Genomic DNA, 22,753 nt, shown 5'->3' with positions numbered 1-22,753 from the left:
CGCAACTCCTGGTTGAATTCGGTGGGATGCGAGTCTAGAGTGCGGTAGTACCGTTCTGTCAACTGGTTCTTGGGTAAGGCGAATTGAAGGGGTGCTGGTAGGGATTCGCGTACAGGGAGGATGATCTGTGCCGGGTGCTGCGGGGCGGCCGACATTGGCCGAGAGGCTTGAGATGCTCTTCGATGAGATCCGTCCGCAAGGGGCGACGGGGCGCAGATACACGCACGACGAAGTCGCCGCGGAGCTCCGGAGGATCCAGCCGGGGCTGCGGGTGAGCGGTGCGTACCTCTCCGCTTTGCGAAACGGGTCCAAGCGCAACCCGTCTCTTGACCTGCTGACCGCGCTGGCCCAGTTCTTCGGTGTGTCTGCTTCGTATTTCCTCGATCCAGCTCCGCAGAGGCAGGCGGAGGAGGAGGTCGCGCTGGCACGGGTGGGTCATCACCCGCAGGTCAGAAACCTGGCCCTCCGCGCTCTGGAGCTCAGCCCCGAGTCGTTGGCGGTCGTCACGCAGATCGTTGAACGGGTGTTGATCGATATTCGCCTTGAAGAGTCGGGCGAAGGGCAGCAGATCGACAATCGGGGAACCTCGCAGCCCGACGACTGAGATTCGTTGTTGCTGCAGCCGCGCCGCGGTCGAACCAGGTGTATCAGGCGGACCGTTCAATTCCGTGTGCCACGGAAGTCTCTGTAGGTATGGAGGAATTCGAGATCGATGAGCGAGCGCGACTTACGCAGACGCTGCCGACGATTACTCAACGAACTGGAGATCAGGCCGCCTCTGGATGTTGAGCAACTGTGCCGTCGTTTCGCGCAGCAGCGGGGAAGAGACCTAAAACTGGTGCCCTACGACATTCCCGTGTCCGGCCCATACGGAGTGTGGATCAACCACGACCTGGCGGACTTGATCGTCTTCCAGCAGCAGACCAGTCCGGCGCACCAAAGGCACATCATCCTGCACGAGCTCGGCCACATTCTCGCCGGCCATGAGAACCACCTGCCGTTCGAACTGCCCCTGGGTCTCGGACGAGGCGAGCCGGGGGACCGGAAAGGCCTCACGGCGTTCCTTGACGACGGCCGCGTCCTGCGTGCTCTGGGGCGGTCGGCCTATGACCGCGCAGACGAACGCGAGGCCGAGACAGTGGCCACGATCATCCTGGAGTGGGCGTCCGTCCTCGATCACGTAGTCACGGGTGTGCCGGACCAGACGGCGGCGCAGCGGATGGACATGGCGCTGAGCGATCGGTTGGGGTGGCTATGAGGGGCATGCTCACGCTGTACGGCATCGCGGCCCCGCTGGTTCTCATATGGACTGTCCTGAGGCTGCGCAAGGCGCCCAAGGACCGGGCCCTCTGGTCGCTCTGTGGCCTGATCATCGGGTGGACACTGGCCTTCCCCTTCGGGAGAGCCGCAGATGCCGGCTCAGGGCTCTTCGGTACGCCACCGATGGTGTCGCGCCTCATCGAACACTCCTTGGACATCGCCTCCATGCACGGCCTGATCTGCTTCTACCTCTACTCGGCTCTCGGCAGGCGCGAGGCTGGACGGCGAGCGCGGCTGTACGGGATTCCCCTGGCCCTGACGTTCATCGTTCTCGTGGCGGCTGCCCTGAGCACGCCGGAGGGCGTCGGGACACGTGACCACCGAGTGACGAGCGTGGCCGTCTTCTACGTAGCAGCGGACGCCTACCTCGTCTTCGCGTTCTCCAAGGCCTGGTTCTGGAACCGTTGCTACGCGCACGGGGCGGGCCCTCGCCTGCGCCGCGGGCTGCGCATCGCGGCCACCGGCATGGTCGCCTTCGCCTTGGCCAACACCCTGTACATCGTGGCGGTCGTACTCCACTGGGCCGGCGGCGACGACGCACCCGACAACCTGGACACGGCCGGGGCCGCTTCGACCTCCCTCGGGTGGTTTGCCGCTGTCTTCCTGATGCTGCCTGGTGTGGTCCTGTTCCTGGCCGGAGTCACGTATCCGGCCGCTGCGATGCGTGTGATCGCCTTGAGGGTGTGGGTGCGCCATCTTCGGCACTACCGCCGACTGAAGCCTCTGTGGGTGGCTCTGCACGAACTGTTCCCGGAGAACGTACTGCCGCGTGTTCCGATGAGTGCCTGGCGCAGTGGGCTCAACCCCCGGTCAGTGCACCGCTACTACTACAGGCGGGCCATCGAGTGCCGTGACGGCCTGGTTCGCATCAGCCCGTACATCCCGCCGCCGGAGAAGGACGCGGTCGCCGTTGGCGACGGCAACGCGGAACTTTCAGAACGTCTGCGGAGCGCTCTTCGAGCTCACCGATCCGGTGAGCGGTCCTCTGCACCCGCTGTGCCTGTCGCTGTGCCCATGGAACCGACCTTGGAAGCGGACGTCCGCGAGCTCATTGTCCTCTCGGACGCTCTCCGCACCGCGGACCCGAACGGAGAACACTGATGCACGCTCTGATCATCGGTGGCGGCGTCGCGGGCACGACGACCGCGATGGCGTTCAAGAAGGCCGGAATCACGTCCGCCGTGTACGAGGCCCATCCCGACGGCCTCAGCGAACGAGGGGCATTCCTCTCCTTGTTCGCCAACGGCATGGACGCACTCCGCGCCATCGACGCCCATCAGCTCGTGTCGGAGCGGTCATTCGCCGTCACGAGACTCGAATTCGCCACGGGAACAGGGAAGAGGCTGCGAGACGCACGCCTGGACCAGGACCGATTCGGGCGGCTGGAAGCTCCGCGTACACTACGGCGTGCGGAACTCTGCCGATTGCTCGCCGACGAGGCGCGACGACGTGGCATCCCGGTGGAAGGGGGCAAGAGGCTGGTCTCCGCGGTGCGCACCTCGGCCGACCGGGTCGTGGCCACATTCGCTGATGGAACGGAGGCCGAAGGGGACCTCCTGGTGGGGGCTGATGGCATCCACTCGGTGGTCCGAAGGCTTATCGACCCAGCTGCTCCGCGCCCTCGTTACACAGGCGAGGACGCCGTATGTGGCTACGCGAGCAAGGCACCGGCGATCGCCTCTCCGGAGACCATGCGCATGATGTACGGCAAGCGGTCCTTCTTCGCCTACGTCACGACACCGGGCGGTGACACGTGGTGGTTCATCAACACTCCCGGAAGCACGTCCACACCGGACGACCGCGGATCGGTCACGCCTGAACAGTGGAAGCGCAGGGCCCTGAACCGGGTGTCGGGGGACATCCGCACCGCGACCGAATTGATCCGTTCCACGGAGGACGACGTGGTGGGGATCAGCGTGTACGACATCTCCTCGACGCCCGTCTGGCACAGGGACCACATGCTGGTGATCGGGGACGCCGCACATGCCGCAGCGCCGAACGCCGGGCACGGGGCGGCCATGGCGCTGGAGGACAGCGTGGTCCTCGCGAAGTGCCTGCGCGATGTCCCGGGGGTGGAAGCTGCCTTCGCACGCTTCGAGCAACTACGACGGCCTCGAGTGGAGGAGCTCGTCGCAACCAGCGCCAACATGAAGCGGCGGGCGATTCCAGGACCTCTTCAGCGCCTCCTGCGCGACTTCATGCTGTCGCGGCTTCTGAAGGACGGGCCGCGGAACGCGAGGCCATGGTTGACCAGACACCACATCGACTGGGAGGCGACAACCGGCCCGCTGGAGGTAAAGGATCGGCAATGAACGCGGACCGACTCTGAAGTGCGTACGCGTACGCACCTTGCAGTCGGGGCGCTGAGGCGGAGTAGAGGAAGTGGAGCGCCGACCGAGTCGCCTGTGGTCGGCGGATCCATCTGATCTCCGTCTGAGGGGGAGGTGACCGTTGTGCCGGCCATGAACGGGACGAACGCGTCGCGCCGCGCTCTCTGCTCCGGGACCTCTGCCGCGCTGTTGCTGTTGGTGGTCGCCGGCTGCACCGACTCCGGCGACCACGGGGGCGCGAGCGGCAGCAGCGGGCGGTCGAGTGCCTGGACGCCGAGCGCTGCCTCCTCCAATGGACCGCCACCCGCGGACATTGCGAGACGGCGGGCCACAGCCGCATACCTCGGCATGTGGCAGGACGTAGCAGCCGCGGCACGAACCTCCGACTGGAAGTCGCCGCTGCTGGCAAGGCACGCGACCGGGGATGCCCTCGGCACGATCACGCGAGGCATGTACGCGGACCACCGAAACGGCCTCGTCACAAGGGGCGCGCCACGCAACGACCCCACGGTCAGCCGTCTCACTCCACGCGCCGCGCCGGTCGTGGCGTTGGTCTCCGACTGTGGTGACTCCACCCACTGGCTGAAGTACCGGAAGACCACCGGCAAGTTGGCGGACAGTACGCCCGGTGGGCGCCGGGCGATCACCGCCGAGGTGAAGAAGCAGGACGACGGGGCCTGGAAGGTCACGCGATTTGCCGTGGAGAGGGTCGGGTCATGTTGAAGCGACCCCTTCTCGTAGCCGGTGCCGGTGCCGGCGCCGTCCTCGTGCTCGGCGGAGCGGCGCCCGCCTTCGCCGACGACGGTTGGGGAGTCGTGGACTGCTCCCAGAACCCCCACCCGGGCTGCGAACTCGGCGCCGGCAAGAGCGACAGTGGAACTGAGGCTCCACGGCACTCCCAGCCCAGGAAGCGTCCGAACGCCGGTGATGGCGACAGCTACGGGCGGAAGGGCGACGGCAAGGCGGCGCCACGTGACCCGAACCTCGCCACATGTGCGTACGAGCGCAGCAACTACAAGCCCCCGCCGGAGGTGGCACCGGCCATCTATCCCCGCTCGGCGGGAAGGCAGCGGTCCCGAGCCGTGCAAGCGACGTTCACGCGCGGACTCGGGGCCGCTGAGAAGGCCTCCGCGCCACAAAGGGATGGCGGTTGGTACGTGTACCGGTGCACGAAGGGCGGCACTCGCGATGCCTTCTACCGGCCGCCTGTGTGGATGCCGGACAGGGAAGCAGGAGACGCTGTTGCCCCGGTGGCTCCCGCGCCTGCGCCCATCGACCTGGCACGACGGGCGCGTGCCCAACTCGGGCTCCCGGAGCCGAAGGTGGCCACGAACCCGCATGGTGAGCAGCTGGTGAATCTGCCGACATGGTTGTGGCTGGCTCACGATGGTTGGCGTCGTGTCTCGGCGACTGCCGCGGTGCCTGGGGTGTCCGTGACCGCGACGGCCCGGCCGGCGAGAGCCGTCTGGTCCCTCGGAGACGGTAACTCGGTCATCTGCCGAGGGCCCGGCACACCGTATACGGGATCGGTCGCAGCGGGCCGGTCGTCCCCGGACTGCGGTCACACCTACCGCACCTCATCGGCGGATCGGCCGAACCGTGCCTTCGCCCTCTCGGTGACCGTGCACTGGAAGGTCACCTGGAAGGGCGCCGGCCGGACTGGCACGTTTGCCGACCTGACGACCACGTCGAGTGCAGCGGTGCATGTGGCCGAGAGCCAGGCACTGAACACCAGGTGAGTGCGGGGTTGGGGTTGCCGTGCCTGCGCTGCATTCAGCGCTGTAGACGACAACCGAGTCCTGCACGGGCGCCGCGCAGTCGCGGTGCCGAGAAGACATGCCCCGGGAGGAAGCAGATGGTGGGATCAGGGGTTTCCCCGCATTCGACGGCGAGGCATGGTGCACCTTCCCCGGCGCGGAGTGGAGGCCGAAAGAAGGGGAGCAGGCCAAACCAGAAGGGTCGGCCTACCAGGCGTCCGCCGGAGCGGCTGACCGCTTTGCGTACAGTGCGCCGCCCGCGGCATCTGCTGATCGGGCTCGTCCTCGTGGTGGGGTGTGCGACCGCAGGCACGGTCGTCGGTACGCGTCTCAGCGACAGCGAATCGGCATTGGCGCTGGTACGTCCGGTGACCGTGGGCCAAGAACTCCAAGCGCAAGACCTGCGTGAGGTCAGCGTCACGAGAGGCAACGGCCTTCGGGTCGTTCCGGCGGGTGCTCGTTCGAGGGTGGAGGGCCGTCCCGTCGCCTACAGCCTCCCCGCAGGGACCCTGCTGACCGAGAGCGTGGTCGGGGACGCGAAGGTGCCTCCTCCCGGCTCGGCCGTCGCGGCAGTCGGCCTCAAGGCGGGCCAGTTCCCACCGGGGCTGCGAGCGGGGAACCTCGTGATGGTGGTGATGACTTCGCGGGAGGAAGTCAGCGACGAGCCGACGAGCGAGACGTCCACGTCCTGGAACGCCACGGTCATGGCTGTGGAGTCGCCGCCCAACAAAGAGACCACTGTGGCCTCCCTGCAGATGGACAACGAGGCCGCTCGGCAACTCGCCACCGCGCGCGAGGGAGATGTCGCCGTCGTCATCGTGAACGGGGGCCGAGGATGACGCTCTTAGCCCTGTGCAGTCTGAAGGGTTCGCCAGGAGTCACGACGGCCGCGCTCGCCTTGGCCGCAGGGTTGCCCGCGGGGCAACGTCCCGTATTGGTGGAATGCGATCCGGCTGGGGGAGACCTGCTCGCCCGGTTTCGTCTCGCCCTCGCGCCCGGGCTGGTGACTCTGACGGCTGCGGCTCGGCGGAAGCAGAAGCCAGTCGTACTGAGAGAGCACAGCCAGCGACTCCCTGGTGGTTTGCCCGTGGTGGTCGGCCCAGCGGGGGCGGACCAAGCGCGCGCAGTTCTCCGGCAACTCACCAGCTTGTCCGTGAACACCTTGCGCAAGGCAGCTGACCAGACGGGCGTCGTGGTGGTGGCCGACTGCGGACGAGCCGACCCGGATTCCCCCGCCTTGCAGATCATGAAAGCTGCGGACGTCGTACTGCTGGTCGCGCGGGCCCACGATGACGCCCTGTCGCATGTCTCGGCCCGATGGGACGAGACAGCGCTCTGGGCGCCGTCCACGTGTCTGCTCCTGGTCGGTGACGGTCACGGGACCCGCGTGATCGAAGAGGCTCTGCAAGTCGACGTGCTCGGACGCGTGCCGGAAGACCGGAGAGGAGCGGCCCTCCTGGGCGGGCGAAAGGGGCCACACCGAGCATCGATGCGCTCGCCGCTCGCAGGGGCGATGGCACGGATCGCAGCTACGGTCGCCTCGCCCGCGTTCGACGCGAAAGCGGTCAGGGGGCGACCAACGGAGCATGCGGCCTCTGACGCCGTCGAGCGTGTGACTGCCGCGGCGCGCACTGCCACAGCGGCCGGTCCGAGCGGAGGATTGTGATGGGTGCGACCAATGAGCCACGGCCTCAACACACGCGACCTCTCCCACCAGGTACCGCGGTGATGCAACCCGGTGTGCCGTGGGGTCCGACAGGCACACGTATTGACGACATGGGCCCGGTCGCCGAATTGCTGCGGCGCCGACTGCGTCAGGAACTCCCTGATCGGCTGGCTGGACATATTCGCGTCGACGAGGAGTCCGGGCGCCCCCCGATGTCCGAGGCCGAACGACGGCAGCACGCCATGTCGATCCTTGTCGATGTGGCCGAGGAGCACACGCGCACCCAGCTCGGGCGAGGCGAAGACGTGGTGTCACCGGACATCGAGCAGCAGCTGATCGCCTCCGTCCTGGCCGAGTGTCTGGGCCTCGGAGGGCTCGAACCTCTGCTGCGCAACCCGGACATCGAGAACATCAACATCAACGGCGACCGCGTCTTCCTTCGGTTCTCCGACGGCCGGCGCGAACGATTTCGTCCGGTGGTGACGTCGGATGCGGAGCTGATCGCCCTGATCCGCGATCTGGCGGCGCGCGCCGGTGTCGAGGAACGCCGATTCGACCGCGGCAGCCCGGGTGTGAGTTTCCAGCTACCGGGCGGAGAGCGAGTGTTCGCGGTGATGACGGTCACCAGACGCCCATCGGTCTCGATCAGGCGACACCGCTTCCGCCGCGTCGGCCTTGCTCAGCTCCGAGAAACCGGCACGCTCGATCGACCGCTGCAGTCCTTCCTCAGTGCGATGGTCCGCGCCCGGAAGAACGTTCTCATCACCGGAGGTACGGCGATGGGAAAGACGACGATGCTGCGCGCCCTCGCCGCGGAGATACCGGCGTGGGAGCGGTTGGTGACCATAGAGGACGTGCTCGAACTCGGTCTGGACACCGACATGACGGCCCACCCGGACGTTGTTGCCTTGCAGGCACGTGAGCCGAACATCGAGGGCCAGGGAGCCATAAGTCAGGCGGAGCTGGTGCGCTGGGCGCTGCGCATGTCACCGGACCGTGTGATCGTGGGCGAGGTGCGTGGACCGGAAGTCATCCCCATGTGCAATGCCATGAGCCAGGGCAACGACGGCTCCATGGCTACGCTGCATTCCTCCACCAGCCGCGGCGCGTTCACCAAGCTGGCGGCCTACGCGGTTCAGGGACCGGAGAGGCTTCCCTTGGAAGCCACCAATCTGCTGGTCGCCTCCGCGCTCGACTTCGTCGTGCACCTCGACAAGCCACGTGACGACGTAGCCAAGCGAGTGGTGTCATCCGTACGCGAGATCGTCGACGCGGACAACCAACAGATCGTGTCCAACGAGGTTTTCCGGCCAGGGCCGGACCTGCGCGCCGTGCCCGGAGCGCCGCTCCGTGCAGACACGATCGATGACCTGGCGGCCGCCGGATTCGACCCCGACTGCTTGGAACGAAGCGACCAGGCCGAGTGGGGGTGAAGGTCATGCACGGATACGCAGCGCTGTTCGGTGTCCTCGGTCTCGGATGCGGCACCGGGATCGTCATGCTTGCGCGGGCAGCCAGGCGAAGCGCGCAGGCAGGCCCATGGGGCACGCCTACACAGTCGTCTGATGCACCATGGCGTAGGGAGCATCGAGGGCGGTGGCTGGCGGCCGCGGTACTCGCCGGTTTGGCATGTGGAGCCATGACGGGGTGGGTGGTCGGAGGTGCGTTGGCGGCGGCGGCCATGTGGAGTCTGCCGCGCATGCTGGGACAGGCAGCTGCCCAACGCCAGCAGGTCGCCCGGGTCGAAGGAATCGCCGGCTGGACGGAGATGCTCCGTGACACGCTTGCCGCCGCCGCAGGTATCGAGCAGACCATCATAGCGACGGCAGACACCGCGCCGGAGGCAGTGCGGCCACAGGTGAGAGCTCTCGCCGTCCGCATCTCCGCGGGGCAACGCCTCCCCGACGCACTGCGACACCTCGCGGATGAACTGGACGATGCCACAGCCGACTTGGTCATCGCCTCCTTGATACTCGCCTCCGAACGGCAAGGCCGCCGACTCGGGCCGGTTCTAGACGCATTGGCGGCCACCGCCCGTGCACACGTCGAGATGCGCCAGCGGATCGATGCCGGTCGAGCGCGGGTACGTACGACCGTCCGTGTGGTCGTGATCACCACGGTCTCCTTCGCCGGTGGACTGGTCCTGCTCAACCCGGAGTTCCTGAGCCCATACGACACATGGCGCGGCCAGTTGGTCCTCATGCTGATCGGGACGGTGTTCGCAGGGGCATTCACGTGGCTGGGGAGGATGGCACGGCTCGAGCAACCGGCAAGGATTCTGGCCGGGCCTGGACTCTCCGTAGACCCGACGCGCCTCAAGGGCGGCGAGGCACGGAAGGCCGTCACATGATCGCCATCGTGGTGCTCGCCATGGGTGTCGGACTCGGGTTGTGGGCCCTGTCGTTCTGGGTGTTCCCGCCTCCACCTCCACTGAGTGAGCTGATCTCGCGGCTCCATGCCGTTCCCGCTTCGTCGGACGGCCGCACCACGCTCCGCAAGGGGCGGGTGGAACGCCTGGGCGCTCCTTTCACTCCTGTGCTGAGCGCTCTTGGGCTGCCGTCGAGTGGGGTGCGCCGAGACCTGGTTGCCGTAGGGCGGTCGGTGGAGACGTACCTGGGGGAGAAGGCGGCCCTGACGCTCACAGGGCTGTGTCCTCCGACTGCCGTGGCGGCGCTCCTTGCCCTCGTAGGTCGCCCTCTGCCGTGGCCCGTCCCGCTGGCCGGCGCACTGACTCTGGCGGTCGGAGGCTTCCTCCTGCCGGATGCCGGCGTGCGCACAGCCGCCGAGCGCCGACGAACGGCCTTCCGCCAGGCGCTCAGCGCCTACCTCAACCTCATCCACATCCTGCTCGCCGGAGGTGCAGGTGTGGAGGGTGCACTGACCGACGCGGCGGAGGTCGGCCACGGCCGGCCGTTCCAGAGTATTCGCAGCGCACTGAACACCGCACGCCTGACCCGCACTTCCCCTTGGACCGCCCTTGGGCAACTCGGCGACGAAGTTGGCGTGAGCGAGCTGTCGGAGCTGGCGGCCACCCTCACGCTCGCCGGAGCCGAGGGAGCCAAGATCCGCTCTTCCCTCTCGGCCAAGGCCGGGGCGCTGCGCAGCCGAGATGCGGCGGAGGCCGAAGGACGGGCCAATTCCGCGACGGAGCGCATGGCACTGCCCGGCATGCTGATGGCTTTCGGGTTCGTGCTGTTCGTCTTCTACCCGGCCCTCGTACAAATCGAGGCCTCGCTGTGAACCCCCTTCGATCACGCTTGAGGAGCCACGGACATGTCACCCACAACCTGCTTCCGGTGGCTACGACACCGCGTCGTCAATGTCGGACGAGCCATCAAGAACGATGTCGGCGGGATGACAACCGAACAGGTCATTTGGATCGCGTTTCTCGCCGCGCTCGCCCTGACGGTGACCGGATTGTTCGGACCGCAGATCTTGGCCGCAGCACGCAGCGTCACCTTCAAGTAGGCGCGATTCGTACAGGGCCGACAGGTTCACGTCGATTGGATGTGGGTGGCGGGACTGTCGAGACGGTTCTCGTCCTGCCGCTGATGTTCACCGTCGTCCTGTTCCTGGCCCAAGCTGCCGTGTACCTCCATGCCAACCACATAGCCCAGGAAGCAGCCGTCCAGGCACTGGCAGCCACCCGTGTTCAACACGGAACCGAGCAGGCGGGGAGTTTGGAAGGCGACAGGATCCTGAGCCAGTTGGGGCCAGGGCCCCTTCGCGGGGCACAGATCGACGTGACACGTGGGGCTCTCACGGCCGAAGTACAGGTGACTGGCACTGCTGGGTCCGTTCTCCCCTTCCTGAGGATGCCGGTGCGAGCGCAGTCGTCCGGGCCTGTAGAACGCGTGACAGACATCGGGGGAGGCGCTCGATGAAGCTCGCTGGAGCGCGCCCGGTGGACCTTCGGTTGCGCCGAACCCGAGAGGAGACCGGCTCGGCGACGGTCGAACTCGTACTGACCGTTCCCGTACTGATCCTGGCCCTGTGGTTCCTGGTCCTGTGCGGGCGGACAACCGACGCCCGACTGCGCATCGAGGACGCCGCCCACCAAGCGGCCAGAGCCGCGAGCTCCGAGCGCACCGCCGCGGCGGCGGCAGCGCACGCCCGGAAAACCTCAGACGAGGCGCTGCAAGACGAGGGCGTCACTTGCCGGGAACTCGCGGTACGAGTCACGGGCAGCGTGCGGCCGGGTGGTGCCGCCCGGGCTTCTGTAACCTGCCGCGTCGACTTGAGTGACCTTGGACTTCTCCGTGTGCCGGGCGGTGTCGATCTGAGCGCAGACTTCACCTCGCCGGTCGACGTGTATCGAGGGACAACTCTTGGGTTCACAAAACCTGAAGTGTCTCGGACTACGAACCGAAGCGTTGGTGTTCAGCAGTGAGCGCGCGAAGGCACGTGGTGTCACGCTCCGCGAGTGGAGCGTGCATGAACTCTCGCCTGGCAGGCCGCCCGTGCCGTGGCCCAGACGGTCTCGAACTCGGCGAGGGTGAGAACCTGCGGATCGTGATCGTCCCACTCATGAACCGGAGCCTGGGCCGTCCCACCGAACGTTGCCTCGTAGTCTGCGAGGGTTCCGGCCCGCTGGGCGGCTTCTTCTTCGGCCCAGGACGCCGCAGCAAGAGGTTTTCCGAGCGGCCCGTGAAGCTCAACCTGACGAACGACCCAGCCGTCAGCATCCACCTCGAAGTAGAACCAGATGTCTTCCTCGGCCCAGTAACTGCGGAACAAGCGCGTCATGCCGTCATTGTGGACGACGGTTTCACGGTCGGATGTAAGGCGTATCGGGCACGGGGCTCCACGTGATACTCCGGTCATCGGCATCTGCGAAGCGCCTGTTGGACGCGGCGCGGAGCGACAGTGGACAGGTGACGGTATTCGTCGTCCTGGTCTCGGTGGCAGTCTTGATGTTCGGAGGGCTCGTCCTGGACGGCGGCCTTGCACTGGCGGCGAAGGCGCGTGCCATCGGTGAGGCCCAAGAAGCAGCACGACAAGGCGCGCAAGCCCTCGACCTGACCGCCTACCGGGCGAACGGCGCCCTCCGCCTGCTGCCGGAGCAGGCCAGAGCCCTCGCCGAGCGCCACGTCGCTGCAACAGGTGACTCGGGTACCGCAGTGGCCACGGCGGACGAGGTCACCGTGACCGTCACGGCACGCTCCTCCACCCAGCTGCTGCGTGTGGTGGGTATCCAGTCCCTCACCGTGTCGGCGTCGGGGTCAGCACATCCAGTACGGAATTCCGGCATCGCGGTCCCATGAGATCGCCACTGGAGGGGGAGTCGGGACGACGCAGGGTGAGCCGGCCGCTCCGGGAACTGCTGACCGCAGTAGGGCTGCTCCTGCTGGGCGCTGGAGTTCCGTGGGGGTTGTGGCACTACGTCGGGTGGCCGATGCCGAGTCACGTCCCCAGGTGGGAGGAGATCCGAAGGGCTGTCGGCACACCGATGAGTATCGGCTTCCTGCGCGACACGCTGGCGTGTGTGCTCTGGGTTCTGTGGTTCGCGTTCGTCGTCGACGTCGTCCGCACTGCGATGGATGTGATCAGGGGCCGCACATGGCCAGAGCTTCGTGCCTCGCACGGCCCAGTCCATGCGGTCGCCACCATGCTCGTGGGAACGGCCATCACGGCGTTGTTGCTGAACAGAGCCGAAGCTGCTGGAGCTCGAACTGCCCCTGTTCACGTATCGTCGAGCCTGCCATGGCACACCTACTCTCCCGAATCGGCGCCCGCGCTCTCGAGCGCTGATCCTGTAGTTACGGCTACGGTGCGTCCCCCGGAAGGCGGCGTTCACGACAGCCTGTGGAGGATCGCCGTCAGATCCATGGGGGATGGCGGCCGATGGCCGGAGATCTACAAGCTGAACCGCGGTCGGCCCCAAGCGGACGGCGAGGCGCTGAGTAACCCTGATCTGATCCGTCCGGGTTGGATCCTGCAGCTGCCGGACAACGCTTCGTCTCAGCGGCCCGACGACTCATCTCCCAGCCCCCCTCCGCCGCGGGCGACACCGTCTCCTCCCGGCTCGCCGTCGCCGAGCGCGCCTCATTCGGAGGGGCACTCGGCGCCAGGGCTCGAGCTGGCGACCGGAGCCTACGTCGGCCTCGGCCTGGCTGCGCTGATCGGCGCCGCCGCGGCCACGGTGCGTCTGCGCCGGCGGGCGCGTTACCGGCCGGGCAGTGGTGAACGCGACGACCTGACAATGGCACCGGTGGTCCGTGCCCTGCGCGTTGCCGGCGACCGCGAAGTCCTGGAGGCAGACTCGCCGCTCACGAAGGAAGCGCACGGGCCGAACGACGGCCGAAGCGTCGCCTGGCACGCGGTTCGTAGCAGGGGCCTCGGCATGGTCGGAGCCGGGGCGTCGGATGCCGCTCGAGCTCTCCTTGTCGCTCACGCAGCAGAGGATGGGCAGTCGGGGTCCGGGCAACTCGAGATGCTGATTCCTGCGGGCTCCGCCGAGAAGCTCGGTCTCGTGGACGAAATCGCCGAGTCCCCACGGCCACCAGGGTTGTGCATCGTGGCAGACCTGAGCGCAGCCTTGGACGTGCTGGAGGCAGAGCTCCTGAGCCGGGTCCGTCAGGAGCAGGACGAGGACAACCGCCCGGCCAACGACAGGCCCATGTACGCCGATCTGCTTCTGGTCGCTCAACCCACCACGGAATCAGAAGGCCGTCTGCAGTCGCTCCTGGAGAACGGCGCCCAGTTCGGCCTGGCCGGCGTGCTGTTGGGGGAGTGGCGTTCGGGGCGAACACTTCAAGTTGAGCAGGACGGAATCGTCTCGGCCGACAGCTCGCCGGGCGAGGAAGACCTCACTGGCGTCCGCCTGTTCACGCTCCCGGCTCCCGATGCACGCGCCGTCCTGGACCTGCTTCGCGAAGCGAATCCCGAGGGATCGGCGGCCGCAGAGGCACGGAGTCCGAAGCGATCTCCGGGCGAGCGCGCGTTCACGCTCGCAGTGCTGGGCCCGGTACAACTGGCGTATCGCCCGAGCCACGATGCGGAAGCGAAGAACCTCACTCACTCACTCGCTCCGAAACAGCGCGAGATCCTCGCGTACCTTGCCCTCCACCGAGACGGTGCGCGAAGGGAAGCTCTCACCGCCGCGATATGGCCCGACGCGCCGAGCGACCACCCGTACAACAGCTTCCACGCCACACTCAGCCAGTTCCGGCGTACGGTGCGGACGCTTACAGGTGGAGAGCTCGCAGACGTCGTCCGACGACAGGACGGTCGATACGTCGTGGAGCCCGGCAAGGTCTCCGTCGACTTGTGGGAGCTGCAGGATGCCCTGACCGAGGCCGGCATGGCGAGGAGCGAAGAGAAGCGCCGTGAGGCACTGCATCGTGGGATCGACCTCTATACGGGCGACTTGGCGAGCGACGTCGTCTCGGAGTGGTGCGAAGCGCCTCGCGAGGCAGTGCGGAGGGACGTACTCGACGCAGTAGCCACCCTCACTCGTGCACTGAGCACCTCTGACCCATCGAAGGCTCTTGCGTTGCTGGAGCGGGCCACGAAGCTCGACCGTTACAACGAGGCCATCTACCGCGACATCGCGCGCGTACAAGCACGCCTCGGTCTGCCGGCCGAGATCCCGCGCACTCTGACTCTTCTCGGCGCGGTGCTCGCCGAAGTGGATGAGGAACCGAGCCGCGAGACGATCGCGACGTTCGAGGCACTTCAGCGCCGTGGCTCGCGGCAGGAAAAGTCCGGAGGAAGCGCTGGGCGTTGAGGCGGATGAACTCGAGCTTCCGAGCGAAGTACGACGAGGAGCGGTCTGGCGGGTCGCGCTGCTGCTCGACAGGATCAACGACATGCGCATCCTTCTACTCGGCGGCACGTGGTTCCTTGGCAGAGCAGTCGTGAACGCTGCCTGTGAACGGGGCTGGGAGGTGACTACGTTCAACCGCGGTCGCAGCGCTCCGGATGCGCCCGGAGTGCAGCCGGTTCACGGCGATCGGACACGCCGTGAGCACCTCGAGCGGCTTGCCGGGCACGGGCCGTGGGACCTGGTCGTCGACACATCGGCCTCGGAGATGTCACCGAGGCAGGTTCTCGATGGCGCACGAGCACTTGGCAGCGCCGCTCAGCACTACGTCTATGTGTCCACGGTCAACGCCTATAAGGGTTGGCCGCACGAGCGCCTCACTGAAGCAAGTCCGACCTACCAGGCTCCTGCCGACGCCGACCGCGGCTATGGGGCCGAGCTCGGCACAACGATCCACTACGGCATGCAGAAGGCAGGATGCGAGAACGCGGTGCTCAGCGTCTTCGGGGATCGAGCGAGCATTCTCCGTCCCGGAGTCATCCTCGGCCCCGGCGAGTATGTGGGACGTCTGCCGTGGTGGCTGCGTCGAGCGGAGCGAGGCGGAGCGGTCCTGGCCCCGGGCCGGGCGGATCAGACGGTACAACCCGTCGATGTCCGGGATCTGGCAGCGTTCGCGCTCGACGCGCCGCCGGGGACGTTCAACGTGGCCGCGCCCCTGGGCCGGAACACCATGGAAGATCTCCTCACGGCGTGCATGCGTGTAACAGGAGATCGCGGGCGTCTGGTGTGGGTCGACGACGACACCCTCGCAAAGCACGGCGTGCGCGAATGGACCGAACTTCCGCTGTGGCGGACCGCGCACGGAACCTGGGCTGTGGAGACTGGCCTCGCCCAGGGGGCCGGACTTGCATCCCGTCCGGTGCAAGAAACCGTGATCGACACATGGGCCTGGCTCCGGGGCGGCAACGAGCCCGTGTCGCACCCTCGCTGGGACGAGCACGGACTGGACCCGGCGAAGGAGGCGCGGATCCTGGCCGAAGTGGCTGCCCGCTAAGGCGTGATGCGACCGACCAGCCCCAGACGGGTGTCAACGTGCGCGTGCGTTCGCGGTCAGGGGCCCATCGATCTATGGGTGTCTTACGAGTGCGGGGCTGTGTCGGGCGGCTCGGCTGACATGCCGGATCGGAGCACGTTTCGCGCCAGGTCGCGGATCAGCTTGACTTCAGGGTGGTCGTGGTTCTGCGCGAACCAGGTGAGCGCCATAGTGCACGGCGGCAGATCGACGACGTCTCGGTAACAGATGCCGGGACGCGGATAGAAGTCGCGCGCGGAGGCCGGCAGGAATCCGATGACGTTGCCGAGGGCGACCTGCGCGAGAACCTCCTCGACGTCGACGGCGAGCGGACCGAAGTGGATGGGCGTGCTGTCAGGGCGCGGGTTGATGGCCCAAAAGTCTCGCCAGGCCCGCGGAGACTTGCTGGGCATGGTCACCATCGAGCGTGACGAAAGGTCTTCCAGGGTGATGATCTCTTTGGCCACCAAGGGGTCGGCGGACGGGAGGCAGACGACCCTCGGCTCCTCGGCAAGTGGCTGCACGCGTATGCCCGCGGGCGCGGGCGGGCGCAGGAAGGCAACATCCACCTCGCCGTTGGTAAGAGCCTCGTACTGGTTGGCGAAGTTGAGGCTGCGCATCTCGACGATCACATTCGGGTGGTGGGTTCGCACTCCTTCGATGATGGCTCTGGTCTGCGGCATCGCAGGCTCCGCGGTGAGCGTGCCGATGACGACTCGTCCCTCGACCTCCCGAGTGCGGACACGCACGGTCCGGTGCAGCCCGTCCATCGCGTTGGCCACCGCACGAGCCTCGGGGAGGAGCGCCTTTCCGGAGGGCGTGAGTGTCACCGTGCGCGTCGTGCGGTCGATCAGCTGCAGGCCGACCCGCTGTTCAAGCGCTCGTATCTGCTGGCTGAGGGCCGATTGCGTCATGAACAAACGGGATGCGGCGCGGCGAAAGTGCATCTCGTCCGAGAGCGTCACGAACAACCGGAGTTGGTGGACACTGGGATCCGATCGACCGGTCCGGTCGCCTCCCACAGGAAAACTCCCCCTGTACTGCTGCCTGCTTCGAGTCGCTCGCCAGTCTTCCACACCGCTGCGCGCCCTCGATCGTGGATTGATAAGCGAACGATGATCAATCGGCTGGGATTCCAGCACCCCAAGCCGGCCAAAGGGGCCTGCGCTTACGGGACGATGATCCAGCCGAACGTACAGACCCTCATGGAGCATGCATGGCGATCCTGAACACCCTTATTTTGAAGCGCAGTTGCGTCCGCGGCGGAGTGATCGCCGCAACTCTTGCCTGCCTGGGCGTGGCCGCGGCGGCACCGGCTGCCCATGCGCAGCCCTCCGAGCCCGCACCCAAGGCCACACCTGCGGCCGGTCCGCCGGGCAAGATTGTCGGTGGCCCCGGCTACGTCGACCTCATCTACAGCCGCAGCTACACCAAGAACACCCTGCAGCCGGCCGTGCAGGGCGGCCCCGCAGCCGTAGCTGGTGCGGCGGCCGCGCTCTGTGGCCCCGGCGGAGCGGTTCTCTCCCTCGCGTGCGGTGCTGGAGGAGCCATCTACGGTGCCGTCAGCATCGGCTCCATCAATGTCGCCGCGCAGCAGAACAAGTGCGCGACCTTGCGTCTCCACTACGCATCGATCCCCACCTGGTCTTACTGGCGCGTTGAAGACGGGCCCAACTGTCTGCCGTAAGGCGCTGCACGGGCGCGTGCTGGGAACCGTACGGGGGCGGCTTCCCGGCACGCGTCGTCTGGAATGCCATGCGGGCGTGGCAGCCAATCTACGCATCGCCTAAGAACCTATGGCGAGACGACTCGCGGGCAGCGGTCGGGCCGCCGCCCGTGCCACGAAACCCTCGATCTGTTCGCCGAGTGAACCGGCCATCGTGGATGACGCGAGGTTGGGGCGAGCCATTTCGGCCCGGAGTCGGGCGACCCTGTCGACGAGGCCGATGGTGCGCCACTCCACTGCGGTGTCGAAGACGGGGGCCAGGGCCTCGTCCGCGCCGTCGAGTTCGCCTCGTAGCAGCCGGGCGCGGGCCAGGTCCACGGTCACCTGCATCTGCACCGGCCGATCGGCGTGCGGGTCGTTGGTCAGCAACTGCAGGGCGTGCGCGGCGGACGCCTCGGCGCGCTGGGCGTCGTTGAGGATCAGGTACGTGCTGGCATGGCTCATTGCCGCGCGAGCTGGTCCGAAGGCGAACTCGCCGCCCACCTCGTCGTGGAGGTCGTCCCGTAGGTCGGCCGCCGGTTCGAGAGCTGCCTGCACGGCGCGCTCCGCGTCCCGGCGACGGCCCAGGTGTGCGTGAGCGCGGGCCTCGACGGACGCGAGGCGAATCCGGCCGACGTCACCCACTCCGGCGAATCCTTCCGCGATCCGGACGTGACGGAGCGCGGCCGTCGGTCGACCGTCCCAATACGCCAAGTACGCGAGCACGCCGTGCGCGTACGCCTGCAACGGCCCGTGCTCGATCGTCTGGCCATACATCGCCGACGTCCGAGCGAACTGGACCGCTGGGCCGAGAACAGCCAGGTCGAACGAGGCCACGGAGAGCAGTGCGCTTGCCATGCCGGCCGCAAGGTAGAGGCGCTCCTGCTGTCGAGGCCGCTGGGTGCGCTCGAGCTTGTCCTGGATGTCGAGCAGCAGGTTCTCGGTCCGTCGGAACGCCGTCACCGGGTCGGTTGTCTCGTAGGCGACCGCCAGTGTGCGTACGTCGTCCTCGATCTGGTCGATGGTCATTTCGGAGATGTGCGCGGAGGCGGCTTGCCCGGCGTGGGCGGCTGCATCACGAGCAGTCATGGCGATGTCGCTTTCGTCGAGCGGTGATTGCGGGAAGAGCGCAGCCGGACGCGCCGGGCCGAGCAGCTCCGTGACGGGGTGGCCGAACATCCGCTCCAGAATGCGGGGTGCCGGTGGATTGGGTGCACGCCGCTGTTGTCCGCTGGTCCATCGCCGCCACGTGGGCTCGGACACGTCTGCGGTCCGGTAGGAGTCGTCGTCCAGTTCGTCGCCGATCTGCTGTCCGGTCCGCCGGTACTCCTTCGCTCCTTCCGAGTACGTCAGCGAGCGCGCCAGGACGAAGGCGTGCAGCAGGTTGCGAGCCTCTTCGATCTGCGCCATGAGGTCGTCCTCCTCCACGTGGGCACAGCCGACCACGGCATCGTTGGTCGGCTACCTGACTTTCCCTCCAACGGTGCTCGTTGGAACGGTAGTTGGAGAGGTGACATGCAGATGAGTCCTGGTCGCGGGAGAACGAGACCCAGGTGATACCTCCGGCACATGGCGCCCTCCCTTCACCGACCGAAACTCTGGTGAACCGGAAGACAGGTCACTGAAGAGAGGGCCCGTGCCCGTGAACACGACCGACACCTCCCCAGTAGTCACTGCGGGCGTCCTGCACGAGTGGGCGATGGAGTACGCGATGGTGCACGGCTCCGTGCCGCTGGCTCGTGTGCACATACGCCGTACCCTCACCATGTGGCAGTGGCGTGGAGACGTACAGGACGCGGTGCTCGTCGGCTCCGAACTCCTCACGAACGCGATCAACCACGGCCGCATCGTGGGCCATCTGCTGGAATGCCGACTGGTCGCGCTCGACGACGGAAGCGTGCTGATCGACGTGTCCGACCCGCTGCCGGCATTCCCGAACTTTGGCAGACTCCAGCCGGACGACAGCGAATCCGAGCAAGGCCGAGGTCTCTTCGTGATCCGCGCGCTCGGTGGTCGCATCTCCTGGTTCCTGCGCGGTGACAGCGGCAAGACGACCCGCGTCCAGATGGCTCCCTGACTACTCCACGTACGGCCTCCCCACCCCTGCACGATCCACTGGACGGATTTGAGGGCACTGACGATGGAAACCTTCGAACGCGCACGGTTGGACGCGTACTTCGCGCGCGTCGCCGCGCAGTTCGCTCCGGAAGAACGGGCCGCATCGTTCCTGATCACGCACCTGCTGGCGGAGCGCCCTGCGTTCGTGCGTGCGGTCTCCGCCATGACGAGGCTGGCGGCTGTGCTGCCCAAGCCGAAGTCGGTCCAGCAAGCTGCGAAGCGGGAGGTCGAGCAGGCCGTTCCGGTTGACTGCCTCGCCCGGGAGATGTTCACCGACGACGACACGGCCGTCGACTACTTCGAGTCCAGGGCGGCCGGAGACACGGTCTGTTTGCTGGACGTAGGCGGCTACTTCGCACCGAGCCTTATTGAGGTCGCCAGCCGGTTCACAGGTCGGCTCCTCGGGGTGATCGAGGACACCGAGAACGGACGCAGGCGCTACGAGGACCTCGACAAGTTGCCGTGCCCGGTCGTCTCGGTCGCGCGCTCACCCTTGAAGGACCCCGAGGACTACCTCGTCGGCCAGTCCGTGGTCTTCTCCACCGAAGCCGTCATGCGGGACCGCGGCGACATCCTCCACGGTCGTCCGGCCTTGGTGATCGGCTTCGGCAAGCTGGGCAGCTCGATCGCCCGTCTTCTTCACGCCAAGGGTGTCCAGGTCACGGTCTTCGACATCGATCCGGTGCGCCGTACACAGGCCCTGTCTCAGGGCTTCACCGTCGCCCGAGACCGCGAAGCCGCTCTGACCGGGGCCGGTCTGGTGCTCTGCGCGACGGGTGCCGTTTCATTGCGTGGCGAAGATTTCTCCCACCTGCGCAATGGCGCCTACGTCGCCACGGTGACCTCCAGCGAGGACGAGCTCGACCTCGCCGGACTCCCCGATGTCTACACCCGTACGCAGGTCGGCGACCACGTCACCCGCTACCAGACCACCGGTCACTACTTCTATCTCGCGAACGGCGGCAACGCCGTCAACTTCATCCACGGCGCCAGCGTCGGGCCGTTCATCTTCCTGGTCCAGGCCGAGATCCTCGCGGCCATCAGGATGCTCACCCGCGGCGACCTCGTGCCCGGTATCCATGAGGTTCCCGCAGTCGACCGCGAAGTCATCGCGGCGATCTGGCTCTCCTACTTCAACAGGTGATCACCATGGCCATCAAGGCAGACCACATCCGCTCGACGTTGGTCGCGTACCTCGATGAGCACCCCGACGAGAAGCGTGAACTGGGCGTCATCCTCGGCCTGCTCGACGACGGCGACGACCTCACGAGCCGCAAGACCCTGCCGGGCCATGTCACCGCCGGAGCGATCCTCATCGGGTCGGACGGCCGCGTCCTGCACATCCTGCACAACGCCACCCGGAAGTGGCTGCTCCCGGGCGGTCACCTGGAGCCCAGCGACGGAACGCTGCTTCAAGCGGCAAGCCGTGAACTGGCAGAGGAGACCGGAATTCCGGCTCACTTGGTCACGGCGCAGCGTGAGACACCGCTCCACATCGACATCCACCCCATCGCGGCCAATCCGGCCAAGCGCGAACCCGCCCACCAGCACTTCGACTTCCGCTTCCTTTTCCGGACCACCGCGGAGATCGGCGACCTGCAGACCGAGGAAGTCGGCGATGCCGCATGGCGCGAAGTGTCGAGCCTTCTTGACGAGCGTCTGAGGAATCGCATCGTCCAGACCACTCGGTGAGTAACGGCCGAGCGTCCCGTGCGCGATGATCGACCGCGCACGGGACGCTGCCATGTCGCCAAGTGGCGGGGGCGTCGGTACCGGCAGGCCTGGCAATTTCAAGGCCGCTTAAGGACCTGCCTTAAGAACTGCCGATGCGGCTACCAACCCGTCTTCCCGTTAGAGCGGTAGTCCGCAAAAAGATGGCGCGCTGCAGGTCCGCAGCGCATTCGCCCCTGCCTACGGCTCCCGCAACTCAATGCTGTTGCTCAGCATCCATCAGCTTCATGTGGGCCGAGGCCGCGCCCCTCAATCCGCCGAGCCGGGCCCAGTGCGCTCCGCGTCGACCCGTTCCGCGATCTTGCGGGCCCATTCCCGGCTGTACGGCGTGTGCTTCGCGATCGTCATCAACGGCACGCCGGCGGCGCGCGCGTCGGCGATGACCTCATCCAGCGCGCGGCGCGCCTTTTCGTGCGCGGCGGTCGCGCGCTCCAGCTTGCGCAGCCATTGGGCCTCAACGCGCGGGTCGGGACGTGGCGTCATGGTCGGCATGATCTCACGGCGGCTCGCCCGGAAGCGGGCATGCGGCGTAAAGAATCACTGCCAACTTTGTTGCGATCAAGCGTCCCGAGCGAGACACTGAAAGTGCCAAGAAAGTTGGCACTCCAGGTCTGGGGGTTCGTGATGAACGCCAAGCTCAGCGACACAGTTTCTGAGGGCGGTGTCCCTCGGATAACGGCCGCCGACTTCCTCGCCGCTCAGGGCCTCCCCGCCGACTGGCGGTACGCCTCCCCGTTCGGCCGCGTCGCTGCCGAGACCTATCGGACGATCTACCGGCGCGAGCCGAGCTGTGCATTTCTCCTGATCCACGGCCGCTTCCGTCGCGTCGCCGCATACCGAGCGAGCGAGGTCCACGTGCTCGCCACCGCGTGGGGGAGCTACCCGCGCACCGCAACCCTCCCGGTTCTGGCTGCCTGAGGGGGCGCCATGTCCGACTCGCTGTTCCGGGCGCTCGACATGATCGAGCCCGGTGACCTCGTGATCTATCACGGCTCGATCAAGAGCCACCACGGCCTGTGGCTCGCGCTGCCGTGCCAGTGCCGCGAGTGTGCGTTGGCCGATCAACTCGGTCTTCCGGCCTCCCGGTTCGCGCTCGTCGACCCGTGGGGTGAGCGCTCGGGCCCGCACCACGCACGCCGCGAGTCCATCACCCGCTCCGCCGCCTGCGACTGAGCGCGCGTGTCGTCGGCACACCTCACGCACACAGGGCCCGTAGCTCAGTGGTAGAGCGGTCGGCTTATAACCGAACGTCTGCGCCGGTTCGATCCCGGTCGGGTCCACTCCTCTCA

The 22,753-nt window shown here is 67.0% G+C and carries 25 protein-coding genes and 1 tRNA gene; 22 read left to right on the top strand and 4 right to left on the bottom strand.

The window, feature by feature from the left end; genetic code table 11:
• Positions 1-172 precede the first annotated feature (172 nt).
• From ACTWJ8_RS02950 to ACTWJ8_RS02895, 12 genes are all read left to right on the top strand, one after another.
• The gene (locus tag ACTWJ8_RS02950) at positions 173-604 is read left to right on the top strand and encodes a helix-turn-helix domain-containing protein (protein WP_443262745.1); all 432 of its coding nucleotides are present in this window, start codon (positions 173-175) and stop codon (positions 602-604) included.
• 108 nt (positions 605-712) lie between these two features.
• Positions 713-1,258 (top strand): hypothetical protein, encoded by a 546-nt coding sequence (locus ACTWJ8_RS02945; RefSeq protein WP_443262744.1) that lies wholly within the window; start codon positions 713-715, stop codon positions 1,256-1,258.
• A gap of 5 nt (positions 1,259-1,263) precedes the next feature.
• Positions 1,264-2,421 (top strand): MAB_1171c family putative transporter, encoded by a 1,158-nt coding sequence (locus tag ACTWJ8_RS02940; protein ID WP_443262743.1) that lies wholly within the window; start codon positions 1,264-1,266, stop codon positions 2,419-2,421.
• Positions 2,421-3,632: an FAD-dependent oxidoreductase gene (locus ACTWJ8_RS02935; protein WP_443262742.1), complete on the top strand. Its 1,212-nt coding sequence runs from the start codon at positions 2,421-2,423 to the stop codon at positions 3,630-3,632. The genes ACTWJ8_RS02940 and ACTWJ8_RS02935 overlap by 1 nt, the downstream gene beginning before the upstream one ends.
• Before the next feature lie 150 nt (positions 3,633-3,782).
• The gene (locus ACTWJ8_RS02930; protein ID WP_443262740.1) at positions 3,783-4,373 is read left to right on the top strand and encodes a hypothetical protein; all 591 of its coding nucleotides are present in this window, start codon (positions 3,783-3,785) and stop codon (positions 4,371-4,373) included.
• 1,501 nt (positions 4,374-5,874) lie between these two features.
• Positions 5,875-6,246: a hypothetical protein gene (locus tag ACTWJ8_RS02925; RefSeq protein WP_443262739.1), complete on the top strand. Its 372-nt coding sequence runs from the start codon at positions 5,875-5,877 to the stop codon at positions 6,244-6,246.
• Between the two features lie 937 nt (positions 6,247-7,183).
• Positions 7,184-8,506: a CpaF family protein gene (locus ACTWJ8_RS02920; protein WP_443262738.1), complete on the top strand. Its 1,323-nt coding sequence runs from the start codon at positions 7,184-7,186 to the stop codon at positions 8,504-8,506.
• Positions 8,507-8,772: 266 nt separating this feature from the next.
• Complete coding sequence (locus ACTWJ8_RS02915) at positions 8,773-9,423, top strand: type II secretion system F family protein (protein ID WP_443262737.1); 651 nt, start codon at positions 8,773-8,775, stop codon at positions 9,421-9,423.
• On the top strand, positions 9,420-10,313 hold the full coding sequence (locus tag ACTWJ8_RS02910; protein WP_443262736.1) for a type II secretion system F family protein: 894 nt from the start codon (positions 9,420-9,422) through the stop codon (positions 10,311-10,313). Before ACTWJ8_RS02915 ends, ACTWJ8_RS02910 begins: the two co-directional genes overlap by 4 nt.
• A gap of 33 nt (positions 10,314-10,346) precedes the next feature.
• Complete coding sequence (locus tag ACTWJ8_RS02905) at positions 10,347-10,541, top strand: hypothetical protein (RefSeq protein ID WP_443262735.1); 195 nt, start codon at positions 10,347-10,349, stop codon at positions 10,539-10,541.
• A 41-nt stretch (positions 10,542-10,582) separates the two neighbouring features.
• Positions 10,583-10,957, top strand: a complete 375-nt coding sequence (locus ACTWJ8_RS02900; protein ID WP_443264788.1) for a TadE family protein — start codon at positions 10,583-10,585, stop codon at positions 10,955-10,957.
• Positions 10,954-11,463, top strand: a complete 510-nt coding sequence (locus ACTWJ8_RS02895; RefSeq protein WP_443262734.1) for a TadE family protein — start codon at positions 10,954-10,956, stop codon at positions 11,461-11,463. The genes ACTWJ8_RS02900 and ACTWJ8_RS02895 overlap by 4 nt, the downstream gene beginning before the upstream one ends.
• A 20-nt stretch (positions 11,464-11,483) precedes the next feature.
• On the opposite strand, the gene ACTWJ8_RS02890 is transcribed toward ACTWJ8_RS02895, so the two are convergent.
• Positions 11,484-11,819, bottom strand: coding sequence for a hypothetical protein (locus ACTWJ8_RS02890; protein WP_443262733.1), 336 nt, complete (start codon positions 11,817-11,819; stop codon positions 11,484-11,486).
• 128 nt (positions 11,820-11,947) lie between these two features.
• Here ACTWJ8_RS02890 and ACTWJ8_RS02885 point away from each other — a divergent pair, with 128 nt between their 5' ends.
• The 3 genes from ACTWJ8_RS02885 to ACTWJ8_RS02875 all read left to right on the top strand — a co-directional run bounded on the left by ACTWJ8_RS02885 (position 11,948) and on the right by ACTWJ8_RS02875 (position 15,892).
• Entirely contained in the window at positions 11,948-12,337 is a 390-nt protein-coding gene (locus ACTWJ8_RS02885; protein ID WP_443262732.1) for a hypothetical protein, read from the top strand.
• A 185-nt stretch (positions 12,338-12,522) separates the two neighbouring features.
• Entirely contained in the window at positions 12,523-14,802 is a 2,280-nt protein-coding gene (locus tag ACTWJ8_RS02880) for a hypothetical protein (protein ID WP_443262731.1), read from the top strand.
• Entirely contained in the window at positions 14,759-15,892 is a 1,134-nt protein-coding gene (locus ACTWJ8_RS02875) for an NAD-dependent epimerase/dehydratase family protein (protein ID WP_443262730.1), read from the top strand. Before ACTWJ8_RS02880 ends, ACTWJ8_RS02875 begins: the two co-directional genes overlap by 44 nt.
• A gap of 83 nt (positions 15,893-15,975) precedes the next feature.
• Here the strand turns inward: ACTWJ8_RS02875 and ACTWJ8_RS02870 are convergent, their stop codons facing one another.
• A complete protein-coding gene (locus ACTWJ8_RS02870) occupies positions 15,976-16,881 on the bottom strand; it encodes a LysR family transcriptional regulator (RefSeq protein WP_443262729.1) in 906 nt (301 codons plus the stop codon).
• A gap of 245 nt (positions 16,882-17,126) precedes the next feature.
• Here ACTWJ8_RS02870 and ACTWJ8_RS02865 point away from each other — a divergent pair, with 245 nt between their 5' ends.
• Positions 17,127-17,597: a hypothetical protein gene (locus tag ACTWJ8_RS02865; protein ID WP_443262728.1), complete on the top strand. Its 471-nt coding sequence runs from the start codon at positions 17,127-17,129 to the stop codon at positions 17,595-17,597.
• A 99-nt stretch (positions 17,598-17,696) separates the two neighbouring features.
• Here the strand turns inward: ACTWJ8_RS02865 and ACTWJ8_RS02860 are convergent, their stop codons facing one another.
• The gene (locus ACTWJ8_RS02860) at positions 17,697-19,025 is read right to left on the bottom strand and encodes a hypothetical protein (RefSeq protein ID WP_443262727.1); all 1,329 of its coding nucleotides are present in this window, start codon (positions 19,023-19,025) and stop codon (positions 17,697-17,699) included.
• 226 nt (positions 19,026-19,251) lie between these two features.
• On the opposite strand from ACTWJ8_RS02860, the gene ACTWJ8_RS02855 reads away from it, so the two are divergent.
• From ACTWJ8_RS02855 to ACTWJ8_RS02845, 3 genes are all read left to right on the top strand, one after another.
• Positions 19,252-19,692, top strand: a complete 441-nt coding sequence (locus tag ACTWJ8_RS02855; RefSeq protein WP_443262726.1) for an ATP-binding protein — start codon at positions 19,252-19,254, stop codon at positions 19,690-19,692.
• A 63-nt stretch (positions 19,693-19,755) separates the two neighbouring features.
• Positions 19,756-20,877: an adenosylhomocysteinase gene (locus ACTWJ8_RS02850; RefSeq protein WP_443262725.1), complete on the top strand. Its 1,122-nt coding sequence runs from the start codon at positions 19,756-19,758 to the stop codon at positions 20,875-20,877.
• 5 nt (positions 20,878-20,882) lie between these two features.
• Positions 20,883-21,425, top strand: coding sequence for an NUDIX hydrolase (locus ACTWJ8_RS02845; RefSeq protein WP_443262724.1), 543 nt, complete (start codon positions 20,883-20,885; stop codon positions 21,423-21,425).
• Positions 21,426-21,713: 288 nt separating this feature from the next.
• Here the strand turns inward: ACTWJ8_RS02845 and ACTWJ8_RS02840 are convergent, their stop codons facing one another.
• Positions 21,714-21,947: a hypothetical protein gene (locus ACTWJ8_RS02840; protein ID WP_443262723.1), complete on the bottom strand. Its 234-nt coding sequence runs from the start codon at positions 21,945-21,947 to the stop codon at positions 21,714-21,716.
• A gap of 141 nt (positions 21,948-22,088) precedes the next feature.
• On the opposite strand from ACTWJ8_RS02840, the gene ACTWJ8_RS02835 reads away from it, so the two are divergent.
• The 3 genes from ACTWJ8_RS02835 (at position 22,089) to ACTWJ8_RS02825 (ending at position 22,744) form a co-directional block, all read left to right on the top strand.
• The gene (locus ACTWJ8_RS02835) at positions 22,089-22,382 is read left to right on the top strand and encodes a hypothetical protein (RefSeq protein WP_443262722.1); all 294 of its coding nucleotides are present in this window, start codon (positions 22,089-22,091) and stop codon (positions 22,380-22,382) included.
• A gap of 9 nt (positions 22,383-22,391) precedes the next feature.
• Entirely contained in the window at positions 22,392-22,637 is a 246-nt protein-coding gene (locus ACTWJ8_RS02830; RefSeq protein ID WP_443262721.1) for a hypothetical protein, read from the top strand.
• Positions 22,638-22,670: 33 nt separating this feature from the next.
• Positions 22,671-22,744, top strand: a tRNA-Ile gene (locus ACTWJ8_RS02825).
• Positions 22,745-22,753: the final 9 nt, after the last annotated feature.

The sequence above is a fragment of the Streptomyces sp. SDT5-1 genome, from assembly GCF_052245995.1.
Classification (GTDB): domain Bacteria; phylum Actinomycetota; class Actinomycetes; order Streptomycetales; family Streptomycetaceae; genus Streptomyces.
This window is presented reverse-complemented; position numbering and strand designations above follow the sequence as displayed.

Bases quoted from the DNA above. Each gene is read 5' to 3' on its own strand.
- ACTWJ8_RS02950 (WP_443262745.1), top strand. From the start codon at position 173: ATGCTCTTCGATGAGATCCGTCCGCAAGGGGCGACGGGGCGCAGATAC.
- ACTWJ8_RS02945 (WP_443262744.1), top strand. From the start codon at position 713: ATGAGCGAGCGCGACTTACGCAGACGCTGCCGACGATTACTCAACGAA.
- ACTWJ8_RS02940 (WP_443262743.1), top strand. From the start codon at position 1,264: ATGCTCACGCTGTACGGCATCGCGGCCCCGCTGGTTCTCATATGGACT.
- ACTWJ8_RS02935 (WP_443262742.1), top strand. From the start codon at position 2,421: ATGCACGCTCTGATCATCGGTGGCGGCGTCGCGGGCACGACGACCGCG.
- ACTWJ8_RS02930 (WP_443262740.1), top strand. From the start codon at position 3,783: ATGAACGGGACGAACGCGTCGCGCCGCGCTCTCTGCTCCGGGACCTCT.
- ACTWJ8_RS02920 (WP_443262738.1), top strand. From the start codon at position 7,184: ATGGGCCCGGTCGCCGAATTGCTGCGGCGCCGACTGCGTCAGGAACTC.
- ACTWJ8_RS02915 (WP_443262737.1), top strand. From the start codon at position 8,773: ATGCTGGGACAGGCAGCTGCCCAACGCCAGCAGGTCGCCCGGGTCGAA.
- ACTWJ8_RS02910 (WP_443262736.1), top strand. From the start codon at position 9,420: ATGATCGCCATCGTGGTGCTCGCCATGGGTGTCGGACTCGGGTTGTGG.
- ACTWJ8_RS02905 (WP_443262735.1), top strand. From the start codon at position 10,347: ATGTCACCCACAACCTGCTTCCGGTGGCTACGACACCGCGTCGTCAAT.
- ACTWJ8_RS02895 (WP_443262734.1), top strand. From the start codon at position 10,954: ATGAAGCTCGCTGGAGCGCGCCCGGTGGACCTTCGGTTGCGCCGAACC.
- ACTWJ8_RS02890 (WP_443262733.1), bottom strand. From the start codon at position 11,819: ATGACGCGCTTGTTCCGCAGTTACTGGGCCGAGGAAGACATCTGGTTC.
- ACTWJ8_RS02880 (WP_443262731.1), top strand. From the start codon at position 12,523: ATGAGTATCGGCTTCCTGCGCGACACGCTGGCGTGTGTGCTCTGGGTT.
- ACTWJ8_RS02865 (WP_443262728.1), top strand. From the start codon at position 17,127: ATGGCGATCCTGAACACCCTTATTTTGAAGCGCAGTTGCGTCCGCGGC.
- ACTWJ8_RS02860 (WP_443262727.1), bottom strand. From the start codon at position 19,025: ATGGCGCAGATCGAAGAGGCTCGCAACCTGCTGCACGCCTTCGTCCTG.
- ACTWJ8_RS02850 (WP_443262725.1), top strand. From the start codon at position 19,756: ATGGAAACCTTCGAACGCGCACGGTTGGACGCGTACTTCGCGCGCGTC.
- ACTWJ8_RS02845 (WP_443262724.1), top strand. From the start codon at position 20,883: ATGGCCATCAAGGCAGACCACATCCGCTCGACGTTGGTCGCGTACCTC.
- ACTWJ8_RS02840 (WP_443262723.1), bottom strand. From the start codon at position 21,947: ATGACGCCACGTCCCGACCCGCGCGTTGAGGCCCAATGGCTGCGCAAG.
- ACTWJ8_RS02835 (WP_443262722.1), top strand. From the start codon at position 22,089: ATGAACGCCAAGCTCAGCGACACAGTTTCTGAGGGCGGTGTCCCTCGG.
- ACTWJ8_RS02830 (WP_443262721.1), top strand. From the start codon at position 22,392: ATGTCCGACTCGCTGTTCCGGGCGCTCGACATGATCGAGCCCGGTGAC.